Annotated in this window: 8 protein-coding genes; 2 read left to right on the top strand and 6 right to left on the bottom strand. The window is 44.0% G+C overall.

Translation table 11 applies throughout. The annotated features are described in order from the left end of the window. Positions 1 to 211: 211 nt before the first annotated feature. Both QUB51_RS05740 and QUB51_RS05735 read left to right on the top strand, forming a co-directional pair. Positions 212 to 2,005: a hypothetical protein gene (locus QUB51_RS05740; protein ID WP_333210376.1), complete on the top strand. Its 1,794-nt coding sequence runs from the start codon at positions 212 to 214 to the stop codon at positions 2,003 to 2,005. A 94-nt stretch (positions 2,006 to 2,099) separates the two neighbouring features. After that, on the top strand, positions 2,100 to 3,074 hold the full coding sequence (locus QUB51_RS05735; protein ID WP_333053361.1) for a glycosyltransferase family 2 protein: 975 nt from the start codon (positions 2,100 to 2,102) through the stop codon (positions 3,072 to 3,074). A 93-nt stretch (positions 3,075 to 3,167) separates the two neighbouring features. Here QUB51_RS05735 and QUB51_RS05730 read toward each other — a convergent pair whose 3' ends face one another. The 6 genes from QUB51_RS05730 to smc form a co-directional block, all read right to left on the bottom strand. Continuing rightward, positions 3,168 to 5,000, bottom strand: a complete 1,833-nt coding sequence (locus QUB51_RS05730) for a DUF6798 domain-containing protein (protein WP_333243181.1) — start codon at positions 4,998 to 5,000, stop codon at positions 3,168 to 3,170. 12 nt (positions 5,001 to 5,012) lie between these two features. Continuing rightward, entirely contained in the window at positions 5,013 to 6,425 is a 1,413-nt protein-coding gene (locus QUB51_RS05725; RefSeq protein ID WP_333260212.1) for a hypothetical protein, read from the bottom strand. An 84-nt stretch (positions 6,426 to 6,509) separates the two neighbouring features. Then, entirely contained in the window at positions 6,510 to 7,247 is a 738-nt protein-coding gene (locus QUB51_RS05720; RefSeq protein ID WP_333303847.1) for a hypothetical protein, read from the bottom strand. 139 nt (positions 7,248 to 7,386) lie between these two features. Beyond that, positions 7,387 to 8,418 carry an SGNH/GDSL hydrolase family protein gene (locus tag QUB51_RS05715; RefSeq protein WP_333260218.1) on the bottom strand — a complete coding sequence of 344 codons (1,032 nt, stop codon included), beginning with the start codon at positions 8,416 to 8,418 and terminating at the stop codon, positions 7,387 to 7,389. A gap of 320 nt (positions 8,419 to 8,738) precedes the next feature. Beyond that, entirely contained in the window at positions 8,739 to 9,758 is a 1,020-nt protein-coding gene (locus QUB51_RS05710; protein ID WP_333053364.1) for a PRC-barrel domain-containing protein, read from the bottom strand. 68 nt (positions 9,759 to 9,826) lie between these two features. Then, on the bottom strand, positions 9,827 to 13,235 hold a 3,409-nt coding region (gene smc, locus QUB51_RS05705; protein WP_333260221.1), incomplete at its 5' end, for a chromosome segregation protein SMC.

Raw genomic sequence — 13,235 nt, 5'->3', positions numbered from 1 at the left:
TTAGATTTTAGATTTACTTGCAGCATTGAATCTGGGAGTTTGAACTTTAGTCTAAAATTTAGGGATTCAGGACAATAGGACTTATCCACTGGTGGCCAGAAACCGGGTTTTTTACGAAAATCCTTCGCTGTAGCCTAGAGATTAAATAAAAAACCCGGTTTCTTTGTCGGGAGTGCGTCGCTAAACCTGCCCCATTAATTAAAAATACCCCATGTCTGAATCCATGAAAATCAAGCAACAATATATTTTAATTGCCGCCTCAGTTCTCGGCATCCTAATACCAGCTTCATATATTTTGTACTTGATATCGCAAGCGGGAGACTTGTCTAATTTTGATTATTGGTGGATGACATGGAATTTTTATTCAGTAGACGGTTTTTCTACAAATCCTTTTAATTGGATATTTCGGGCCAACGAGCATTTTGTCTTGATTCCGGCCATTATTTATGGCTTGAATATAGCTGTCACCCAAGGTTCAAATATTGGTTTGTGTTTAGTTGCCTGGTTTTTGGCTTGGATTCAGTGCCACGTATTAATTGCTCTGCTGCCGTTAAAAATGAGGCGTTTTCCGCTGCAATTTATCTCGCTACTCCTTTGCATTTCTATTTTTAATTTTACTCCGGCGGCAGCTCACAATTGGATGCGGGGATTCAGCGGTGTTCACTGGATAATTGCTAATTTATTTGTGATTTGTTCGATATTTTGTTTGCAATCCTATGTGACAGATTTATTAAAGAAAAGGGAGGCAGAGCCTGGTAACGAGTTGGTAGGGGCGGTGCCCCCGTGCCCGCCCCCGCATTTACAAAATAAGTGGGTAATTGGCAGCATTATTTTTGGCGTTTTAGGCTGTATTAGTTACAGCACTCCTTTAGGTTTGTGGCCGATATTGTGTGCTGCTGCTGTTGTGCTGCGGTTTCCTCGGCGAATAACTTATTTGTATTTCATTGCTTCGATTGCAGTGATTGGGATTTATTTTTTAACTTATAAAACTCCATCTCATCACCCTTCTTTAACTAAAATTAACCCGCTCAAAACTCTCGAATATATTCCCATTTATCTCGGCGGAATTTTTAGCGAAAATATTATTGTTGCTTCAATTATTGGTATAATTGGTTTGATTGCAGCGACGGGTTTTGTGGGTTATTGGCTATTTGTAAAAAAGGTAGATCGCCCGGATTGGCTACCTTGGCTATCAATCCAACTTTACACGCTGCAAACGGCCTTAATGGCCGCGGTTAGCCGATCGGGATTTGGCGTCGAACAAGCCACCGCTTCCCGCTACGCCACACTTCCAGCTTTGTTTTGGATGAGCACAATTGTGCTGACAGTATTGTGGGTGCGCGAGTTGCAGCCAACACCAAGAATCCAAGGGCGTTGGTTGACACCGCTGTTTGCAGTCACCACAGTCGCGATTATTTTAATGTACGGGGTGGGAGGCGAAACTGCAATGGCGATCGCCCACAGAGCAACCTATCAACCGTTAGTAGCATTATCACTGCAACTAGGCATCACCGACGTAACCCTAATTAAAGACCGCGTAGGCAACAAACCCGCCGCTTTTGTCGGCTTAATCGACGCTTTAAAAACTAACAACTTAGTGCCATTTAACCGAGACATCAAAAAACACAATTTCTGTGCAGCATTAGACACAAAAATCGACGCAAATTTACTGTCAGCCCCCAAAGACGGAGTACCCGGATACTTTGATACAGCCACCAGACTGGCACCAACAGCAGCCAGAGTAATTGGCTGGGTAGGAGACCCCGAAAACAATGTAAAATGTATTGCCATTCTCAACCAAGAAAATGTCGTTAGAGGTTTCGCCATGTCAGGATTTCCCCGCCCAGATTTAGTTAAATTATTTGGCCCTTCCTACGAATTCGCAGCTTGGAGAGGATACATTCAAACATCACCAACAGATAAACTATTGACAGCCTATGCCTCCTTTAAAAACCGCAAAGGTTGGGTAGCCTTACGAAACTCCCAAGTTATCAATAAAAACTAAAAAACCTCTCTTTCTCCTCCTCTGCGCCCTCTGCGCCCTCTGCGGTTAATAAAAAAAAATCTCATTAACAACAAAAATGAAATAAAATATCTCTATGCCAAAACAACTCAGCTTCGTAATCCCAGTTCACAACGAAGAAGCCACCCTAAAATTGCTGTTTGACAAAATCAAAATTGTCATGTTGCAAACAGAAATTGACAGTTACGAAGTCATTTTCATAGATGACGGTAGCCGCGATTATTCCTGGCAAGAAATCACAGATTTAGCCAGCAAACATCCCAAACTAATTAAAGCAATTAAAATGCGCCGCAACTTTGGCAAATCCGCCGCGCTTTCAGCAGGATTTCGCAATGCAGCAGGGATAATTATCTTTACTCTCGATGCTGACCTTCAGGATGACCCCGCTGAAATTCCCAAATTTTTACATCATTTAGAATCGGGATTTGATTTAGTTTCCGGTTGGCGAAAACAGCGGAACGACCCGCTTTCTAAAACTTTACCTTCCAAGCTATTTAATGCCGTTGCGTGTTTGCTGACTGGCGTGCAAATGCACGATATGAATTGCGGTTTTAAAGCTTACCGTAGGGAAGTTTTGCAGTCGATTAAATTGTACGGAGAATTGCACCGCTACATTCCAGCTTTAGCAAACAATTTAGGGTTTAAAATTGGCGAAGTAGTCGTGGAACATCATCCGCGAAAGCACGGAAAATCGAATTACGGCTGGGAACGTTATGCGCGGGGTTTTATTGATTTGTTGACGGTGTTAGCCACGACGCAATATTTGCACAAACCGGGTCATTTGTTTGGCGGTTTGGGTTTGTGTTTTGGCTTTGTTGGAACTGTTTCGCTGAGTTATTTGATAGTTATTTGGTTTCTGAATTTGGCGGGGATGAATTTTGGGCCGATCGGCAATCGACCTTTGTTATTTTTTGGGATTTTGTGTACAATTCTGTCGGTGCAGTTGATTTCTTTGGGGATTTTGGCTGAGTTGATGGCGCGGAATGTGGATGCTGATTATGTGGACAAGCAAATTAGCGAAATTATTGATGATTCTGGTTTTGATATTTAACCGCAAGATGGAAACGGCGATTGAAATCGCTTCTACACAAGCAAAGTCTGCCTCCGCAGACTGAAGAAAGATATCATATTTTCAAGAATAGTATTATCTGATTTTATACAGTATCCATTTGCCTTGTTTGTCGGCGATTTCCCCTTGAATATTTGGATGCCAGTCAGTACGAGTCAGGATATAATCGGCATGATAGTTTTTGGCTACTTTGACTAAATCCGCACTGCTGCGGCGGATGAAAAAGTCATTTCCTCCCCAAATCATTTGCGGGTTTAAGGGAACCCCTAAAACAGCTTCCATGCGATTTTGCCATTCTTTGATGCCTTTTTCGGTAAAGGGGAAGTTTTTGAAGTTGACGACAATCGCCCTTTCGGAGAAAAACTGGAAGCTGGTAACTGAGGGTGGAATTAATACGAGTGAATCGGGGCTGCTACTTTGCGAAAATCGCACAGCTAATTTGCTTAAGTCGTCTCTGGGAACGGCATTGATATTAACTCTTGTTTGAAATACATTTAATATAGGTTTGGGCAGAATTCCTGCTATTCCACAAACTAAGGTGGCAGTAGTTATTAAGGCTAAGGTGTGAGTTAGAGTTTGTTTGATAGATGTAGCTAGGGATGTTTTTTCTAAAATGAATGGGAAGGCGAGGATTGAGAAAAAAACTGGGATGCTAATTATTCTATCGCCCATTATTTCCCATGAATCAGTCACCGGATATATCAAGCTGAAAATTACCGTTCCTGCTGCTAAAATCCACAACAATATATTATATCGTTTGGGAAATACGTATTTTTTTGTTTGCCAAACTGATAATCCTAGGAAAATGATACCCCTAAAAGGCAAAGTTAGTACAGCTAACAGCAACAAGCTAATAGCTATGTGTTTTTCTCTGTAAAGTTGCTCGACCGTCAAAGCAACAGCAATAAATATAATTAGTTGAGCAAAAGGTACGGTTCTAGCTAACTGTAGTTTTGCGATAAAAGCCAGCGGGTAAATTTCTACAAATATGTAATTTAGAAACAGTCCCAAAATGGATGTAGTAACAATTATATAAAAATTAACCTTGTCTTCTTTGGACAATAAATCGGAATTTTTGATGCACAGTAAGCCACCAATTATGAAACATATAAAGTTGAACCAATTCCCCAAATACCAATTTGACGGGAGGATGTGGTGGGGGTTGCGGACTTTTGCGTGAATGTAGACAAAATCGGCGTTGTCGATAGTTTGAGTGCTGGTAGTACCTGTTAATAACATCGGTACGTAAACGATACTTGCCATTGCTGCTAAAAGTGCGATCGCCAAAATCAATGTTTTGAAATTCCGCTGTCTTACAGATTCAATAAATAAAACGGGAACCATCATCAATCCCGGCAACAAACCCACTAAGAATTGCAGCAGACAAGCTAGTCCAAAAAAGAAATATCCAGTCAGCCATTTCTGGCGCAAACTAAAGTAAATTCCCCAGATTGCGAAACCCATTGCGAAGATACTGGGTACTGATTTAGTGGAAAATATCAGCGTGTTACCAACATCGGTAAATGAAGCGGCTATACATAAAAAAGCCATCGCTGCTGCTGGCAGTTTGGAATTAGTATAGATATTGAGAATTGCGTAGCAAGCTAGGACAAATGAACCGAAGGCGAGGAATTGATAAATAAAGTGCGCTAGGGGAATGCTTGTTCCTAAGTTGGCGAGAAAATAGATAATATAATAATAGTAATATCTCGGATTAAATTTCACCATTTCCTGAACGTAATAGTCATTTTTGTAGAGTTCAGGATTTAACATAAATTGAATAGGCGGCACTTCTGGGAAATTGCCTCCAATGGGGAAAATATAGCCAGTAGCCATCAGGGAGCCGATGATGACAAAAGTATAGAGAGATAGATTAAAATACCAGTGGGATTTTTGATGTTTTTGCATTGACGGTTCAATTTATCTACTGACAGCCAAATTGTTAATCTCCAGTTGACATTGGTTTGTTAAATCCTGTTGGCTGCTACTCAATACCTCAAGCAGCAGATAAATGGGATTTTTGCCTTCAACTAATAGATTTAAGGCGAGATAACTTTTTTGACTATAAGCCATCTCTGCTGAGTCTACTAATTTACCTTGCTTGTCCCACAAAGTCAAGCGCAGGGCAACTCCCGGACATTGTTGGTTAGGTAAATTGAGTTTGCCGGTAACTTTTACTTTATCTGAAATGGAACCTAAATACAGAAAAGATGTATCGAGTTTCTTGCTGTTTTTAATTGGATGAGTTACAATATTATATAGGTTATCCGATTCTTGACTTACTGAATAATTGGCACTTGTGTAGATTGATTGATGCAAACTAATCCAATCTAACTGCGTGCCCGGTCGATCGCCTATTTGCCGCTGCATCGCATCCAGAGTCCTAACTGCCGTTGCTGTATCAGTCGGCCGCATCCTCCGGTAAACGCTGACAGTCACGCCGTTTTCTAGCTTAAACTGTTCCGGTAGCAATTGGAAATCGCGGGCAATTTCCCAGTTTTGAGTAAAGGCATCGTACACAACTTTAACAACATCTTGTTCGTGCGATCGCAAAACTTGTTCGTCAGTCGGTAACACCTGCTGAAAAGGCACAGCAACCACCGCATATTGTGACTGCAACAACTCCGGTAGCGGGTAAGTATCGCGCGAGTCAATTTGCGGCCTCCCGATTGTATTTAATTTCCACCAACCCTCCGGGGGGTTTAATTTTCTGTTGGCTTGTCTGAGGATATTAGCATTAAAACTGTTAGAAGCACCAGCAATATAAATTGGTTCTTCATTCGGTGCTAATTTTCGCAGAAACTCTACTAATTTTACAACTTCGTCGTAGTCCGATCGCACTAACGGCGGAAAATTAGCCACAAACAGTCTTGGCAAATCTATTTTGAGAGGAATTAACCCGACTGCGGCATTCAAAACCAGGTACAAACCCGCCGCGCCCAGCATGAAATACCGAACTTTTCCCTTGAGTGTCAGCCAAGTTGTCCAGAAAAATGTGGATAGTCCTAAAAGTGCGATCGGTGTAAGATGAATTGTATAGTGCAAGTAGCCGTAACGCAAAACTAACAGCCATTCAATCAGCGACAAAACTCCAAACAAGGAAACAAAAATAGCCGCTGCCGGAACCAGGATTCGAGTCAGAATTCCCGCCGAAAAACCAATCAGTACCAGCAGCCAAGTTCCCAAACCGTAAAAATCCGCATAACGAGTTAAAATATCATTTACAGGCAAACTCCAAGCGACATACAAATTGCGGTAGTCAACCGTCAGAGCACTGCGAGTAAAATCCCCCGCTACCAACATTAAAATAATCAAGCTAGTTACAGCTATCAAGCCCAATTTTACAGCGGATTCAAACAAATTTTTCCAACCTTTGTTTTGAATACTTTGAAATAGCAATCCTAAATGACTTGTGGTTCAGGCTTCTAGCCCGTCCCGGCTAAAAGCCTGAACCATTGTGATAACTGCCTTGGGATTGCTATACTGTACAATAAACTCGATGAAAGCCTGTAAAGTCGCGGCACCAAAAAATGCGATCGCACTATAAGCAAAATGGCGCCGCAACAGAATCGCCGCCGCCAGCAAAAACCCAATCAACGGGATTTTCCACCAAGATTTCAGCGTGACATCCTGCAAATAAACCAAAATTGCCAAGGCTACAAACACACAGCCGCCAGTATCCAGATATCCCCGCAGAGTCGGTATCCAACTCATAGGAATTAATAAACTCAGCAGCACAGTTGACCAAAATACCCGGCGGGGATAAACTGGAATTAGCTTTGCAGAAATTGCCCCCAGCAACAGACGAAACGGCAGCACATAAATCAGGGATACACTGAGAATGTAACTCAGCCGAGACTCGCCAAATAAGAGAATAAACGGCACTAACGGCAGAGAAATTAATAGGTTTTTTTCCTTAGATAGCGATTCTATAACTCCGCGCCATGCTTTATCTGGCGACTCTCGAAATAAATTTGCCGTGTTGACTGTAGCGGTATTGTATCCCGCGTAATCCCACCAATAAAAAGTATGTTCGCTGGATACATAGATTGATGTTACTGCAACTGTGAGGAGAACAAGTAAAAACAGGAAAAACCCATCAATTAGAAATTTTCGAGGCAATTTAAAAGAAACAACATCAAATACTTCCATCACTCTAGCAACCCTCAATCAATTGTATAGTCCTGGACGCACGGGTAGTCAGAAACCGGGTTTTTTTGCCAAAATCTTGCATCAAAACTTTTAATTTCGGTAAAAACCCGGTTTCTTTGGTATGGATGCGCGTCCAAGATTGTTACCTTAAAACACTACCTTGCAAAAAACCGTCCAACTTTTCTGCATATTGCCGATTCGCGATCGCACTTGGATGAAGGTCATGAGGTAAATTATTATTGGCAGGTATTTTCAAATCAACAGAAATATCCACCGTAGAAATTCCCTCCTGACTTAACTCCCCCAACATCTTAGCAGAACCGACATTAATTCCGGCCACAACTAACTTAACACCATTAGCCTCTGCCACCCGGTGAAACTCTTGAATAATTGCCTTAGAAACCTCATGGCTTCTATACAATCCCTCTTCAAATTGATTGTAATTAACCTCCAAAAAATGGCTTAATGCAGAAACCCGCATCAGCGGGAACTCGCGATATTCAAGTTTTGCCATTTTGTAGGTAAAATTATTTTCTCCATTCAGCCTCGCATCGGGCTGAAATAGAATACCGAGTTTATTCCAAGCAGCCATTTGCTTTCTTCTCGCCCTTAACAAAGTATTGCGGCGGTTATGAAATCCCGCATAAGCAATCACCGCAACTTTGGGTTTATTTCCTTGTTTGAGTGCTTCTTTAAATTGAATCAACGAGTGCAGCGTGCCGTAGCCGTTAACGCCAAAATTCACTATTTCATATTTGGGTAATTTCTCTTGCAACAACCAAGCATAAGTTTCGCTGTCATTCAATGACCAACCGTAGGTAAATGAACAGCCAAATATCCAAATTTTATGCTTTTTTGACGAAGAATTGTAAGTAGTGAGGGGATGTGTTATTCTGAGACTATTATTGAGGTGAGTGGCATTAAATGAGTAATTGCCGTTAAGTGTCACTTTGAATTGACCCGGCAAATGCTTGTAGCCAAGTTCTGAGTCTTTGGTAAAAAAGTTACCTTTGGGTTCGACGGCAACATCAACATTTTCTATTTGCCAGGGTTTGTATCCCGCAACTCGCAAGACAATTTCAGCCGTGGTGGTGGATAAAAAAATTGGAAAAATTAGATATGTTATTAATCTGAAAGCAACAGTTTTAGCAAAATCTTTTTCGATCATTAACATAATATGAAACGTCAGCAAAAGTATAATAAACTGCCATGCCAGTATTCTCTAGTTCATGGATCTAATTTAATTAGATTGAGCGCACCAATATCAGCAACGGGCTAGAAGCCCGTTCCACAATAAAATCTACTCTTTGTGGAACAGGCATCTTGCCTGTTCTTAAGAATGGTGCCACATCTCAGTTTAAACTCACATCTTGCACCAATATCAGCAACGGGCTAGAAGCCCGTTCCACAATAAAATCTACTCTTTGTGGAACAGGCATCTTGCCCGTTCTTAAAAAGAGTGCAAAATATTGGTTTCAGCTAATTGAGTGATTCCTAATAACCAGGCTCTTCCTCGTACTCAGGAGTCTTAGTTTTCTCAGGGATATTCACGCGAGGAGCCTGGTAAGGCTTCGGTGCCTCATCGTCAGCCCAAGCATCAGCCTCCACATCATCTTCGTACTCCACCAGCGGCTGCTTCGGGCGAGAAATCTCGGCGCGAGTGTATTGTGGCTTCGCCTCGTACTCCTCCTCCTCGTAATCGTCCTCCTCGCCGCCCCAATTATCCTCTTCGTAATCCTCGTAATCGTCGATGGGCTGCTGCTGTACCTGCACCGCGCGCATCGGCGGCTGGCGAACCGCAGGCCGATTCCACTCTAAATCCTCATCCCAAGGAACTTCCTCCACAGCAGGCGCAGCTACGCGGCTCCGCATTTCCGGTGCAGGTATCCGCACGCCTGGGCCCAATTGATTTCCCGTAGCCACGGGTTTCGGATAATAACCTGCCTCGTCCTCTTCTCGTTCCCAAGGTGCTTGGCCCAAACCAACGCGCTCCAGCAAACCCACACTAAGCTGCCTGAGCCTTTCCTCGGAACCTTCAAACACAATCAAGCGATTCGGGCCGCTGCTGACAATTTCTTCAATCCCCAACTCGTAAGTGCTGAGAACTTGGTCGGGGATTTGGGGGATTCCCAGAGAAGCGATAATTATAGAAACTAACTTACCGTCTTCGGGGTCGAATCTAAAGCCCCGCACCCTACCCAAAAGTTCGCCGGTTTCGGTAATAACTTCGCTGTTAATCAAAATGCTGTAGACTTCAACATCAACATCATCTTCGATCGCGCTCTCATCTTCCACCAACAGCACGTCGCCGATTTCACTGACATTGCTGAGGAACATAAACCTCGGCATTCCAGCGACCGCAAATATATTATCACGCAGACCGATCGCCACAACTTCCCGCCGATCGATGTCCACCCACAATTGACTAACCACCCCCAAGCGTTTACCTCTGTCGCGGGTGATGACCTGAGTGCCTAGAATATCGGAGCGTTGGCAGATTTGTTCGGATGTCATTCTAACTTTAATCCTGATTTATTAAGTACATATATCACTCAACACGAGCGTTAACATAAACTCCGGGACTACAACTTCAGCCCTATGACTTGAGTATAAGCTCCCCGCGCTTGAGTAACGCCAATTGTACGCTCAGCCGATTGAATCATAGGTCGCCGCAAACTCACAACAATAAACTGGGCTTGTTCAGACTGTCGTTTTATCATTCTAGCTAATCGCTCCACATTTGCCCCATCCAGAAACATATCCACTTCATCAAAAGCGTAGAACGTAGACGGGCGGTAGCGTTGCAGCGCAAAAATAAAACTCAGCGCCGTCAACGACTTTTCGCCTCCAGACATGGAAGCCAGCCGCTGTACGGGTTTGCCCTTCGGGTGAGCCACCAAATTCAAGCCACTGCTGAAGGGGTCTTCCTGGTCATCTAGCTGGAGATAGCCATCGCCTTCGGAAAGTTCCGCAAAGATAGTCTGGAAGTTCTCGTTAACCGCGTCGAAAGCTTCTTTAAAAGCGCGCCGCCTGAGTGTGGTAAAATTTTCGATTCTCAACAGCAGTTCAGTGCGTTCTCCTTCCAATGTCGTCAATTTTTGACTTAATTCTTGAAGGCGTTCTTGAGTGCGGTTGTACTCTTCCAAGGCTAGCATATTGACTGGTTCTAAAGCTTGAATGCGCTTGGCGATCGCCTTTACTTCCTGCTGCAATTCCGTCAAATTGGCTTTCTCGACATTTTCAGGAATTGACGGCACGGGGTCGGGCATTTCCGCCCGCTGCGTTTCCAAGAGAGTGCGGATGGCGGCTAATTGTTCCCGGCGTTCTTGCTGGGTTTCGTGCAGTTTTTGCAACTGCCACTGTAACTGTTGTTTGGCTAAATGCTGTTCTCGCAATTGAGATTCCGCCCGATCGCGCTCTCCCTTTTCCACGCCCAATTTTTCCTCAATTTCCCCCAAAGTCGCCTTAGCTGCGGCAATTTGTCCATCGAGTTCTAACTGCTGCGAAACAATGCGATCGAGCGCATCCGCCCCCGCGTTTTGCTGCACTTGCCATTCCTGCAATTTCTCGCTGCCTTCCTTAATTTTCTCTTCCAAGCGCCCGAATTGATTTTCCAAGTCTACAAGGCGCTGCTGGACGTTTCTCAGAGCCAATTCTCGCTCTTGGAGTTGCGCTTCCAAAGCGCGCAAACTCGATTGCATTTGTTGCCATTCGCTGTGACTGTTCGACTCTTCCAACTGCGCCAAAGTTTGGCGGTACTGCTGCAATTGAGTTTCTTGTGCCGGCAATTCTCGTTCCAGCAACTGCAATCTCGATCGCGAATTAGTTAATTCCTGTGTATTTTTCGCAATTTGCGATCGCACTTGTTCCTGTTGCGCTTGCAAATTCTTAATTTCTGAATCCAACTGTTCCAAGCGCAACTGATGTTCGCGCAAATTTTGTTTCGCTTCCATCAATTCTTGGCTGCGAGTTTTGACTGCTAGTGAAGCGCGATCGATCGCAATTTTGCACCGTTCCAAAATCCGCTCAATTTCCTCCAACCTTTCTTGCAGAGATGCGATGGTTCGGGCTTCACTAGCAGCCTCACTCGCCTCAACCGTGCCAAAATGCAAGGTAGATCTATTAGTAGAACTTCCCCCAGTCATCGCCCCGCTAGTTTCCAAAATTTCCCCGTCCAAAGTGACAATCCGGTACTGTCCCAAATAGCGGCGAGCATCGCTGAGGTTGCTAAACACAACCGTACTGCCAAAAACGTAAGCAAAAATTTCCTGATACCGCGAATCGCAATCAATCAAATTAACAGCCGCATCCACAAACCCAGCCGCGCGCCGCAAATTTTCATTCACCGAATACCTGCCGCCCCTAATCTTATTCAAAGGCAAAAAAGTCATCCTTCCCGCCCGTTTTTGTTTCAACAATTCGATCGCAGCAGCAGCCACGCTGTCATCTTCCACCACCATATTTCCCATGCGCCCGCCCGCCGCAATTTCCAGAGCCAACTGATAGCGCGGTTCCACCCTACCCAGTTGAGCCACCAAGCCGCAAACTCCGCCAATTCCGCTTTGCGCGACAATTTTGGCAGTAAACGTTCCCGTCGCTTCTTGCAGTGCTTGAAACTGCACTTCTAGTTTGTCTAATTTGCGCTGTCTTTCCCGCTGTTCTTCCAACAAACGAGTTTGAGTTTCCTGTTGCAGTTGCAATTCTTGTTCGGCTTCGACTAAAATTTGATTCAGCGATTCTACTTGCAAAGATGCCACGCCTTTGGTTTCCACAAGGCGATATTGCTGCTCTTTTTTCGCTGCAATTTCCTGTTCCAATACTTGCAGCGATTGGTTTTGTTCTTGAATTTGACTTTGCAGGCGATCGGCTCTTTCGCCAATGGTAGCTTGTTCTGTACGCTGCGGTTCCAAAGTTTGTTGAATTGTTTCGATTTGGCGGTGCAGTTCCGTTTGCTGCTGTACCCAAACTTCGGCCGTGGAGGCGATCGCATTTGCAACTTCCCGACTTTCATCTAAACTTTGCTGGGCTGCGTCCCGCTGTTCCTGCAAACTCCCCTGCTGAGACTTAACATAAGATATTTCTATCTCAATTTGCTCCAAACTTTGCCGGAATTGCCGAACTTCTTCCTCGGTTTGTGCTATATTAGCCGCCATTTGCCCAGCAGTTTTTTCCAAATCCTGTTTGCGGTTTTGCAGTTGTCGCCGTTCCGCTTCCTGAGTCGCAATCGTCGCTTGCAAAGCCAACAATTCCGACTCTCCCAAAGCTTTAACGCGGGCATTCAGCGCGTCTAGTTCGGCGGTTGCTGCTTGAATTTGGGTGCTAATTGTTTGCAGTTGTTCGGTAAGAGATGCCGAAGTGCGATCGCCCGTTTCGATTTGTTCGCGCAGTTTCCATTCTTGCTGCTGCAATTGCCGGAATTTCAGCACAATTTCCCATTGCGACTTTTCTTGAAATTCCGCCCGCAGCTTTTGATATTTTTCCGCTTTTGTGCGATCGGAAGCAAGTCTATCGCGCTGAGACATCAGCTCTTTTTCTACAATCCTGCTGCGTTCTTCCACCTCCTTAACTTCATCCAACTTCTGCCTAGCTAAAGAGATTTTGCGATCGAACTGAGCCACCCCAGCCAATTCGTCAATGATTTCTCTGCGTTCCTTAGAATTCATCGAAATAATGCTGGTAACGTCTCCTTGTAGCACGACGTTATAGCCTTCGGGATAAATTCGTAAGCGGTTGAGTTGTTCGTGAAGTTGAGTCAGCGTGCAAGGTTGGCCGTTAATGTAATAAGTTGAAGTGTAAGTACCTTGGCGAGTTACCCGAAGTTTGCGCGTTACACTCCACTCATCCGATTTTGGATTTTGGATTTTGGATTTTTTATTAGTAGCGAGTAGTTGTCCGTTGTTGTCTTGACTTGCTGCGATTTCAATCTCTTCTACGTCTTCAACAGATAACTCATCCGATTTTGGATTTTGGATTTTGGATTTTCGATTGGCA

Source organism: Microcoleus sp. AT8-A3 (assembly GCF_036705675.1).
In the GTDB taxonomy this organism is placed as follows: Bacteria; Cyanobacteriota; Cyanobacteriia; order Cyanobacteriales; family Microcoleaceae; genus Microcoleus.
The sequence above is the reverse complement of the archived record's forward strand: the minus strand, read 5'-3'. Positions and strand labels throughout refer to the sequence as shown.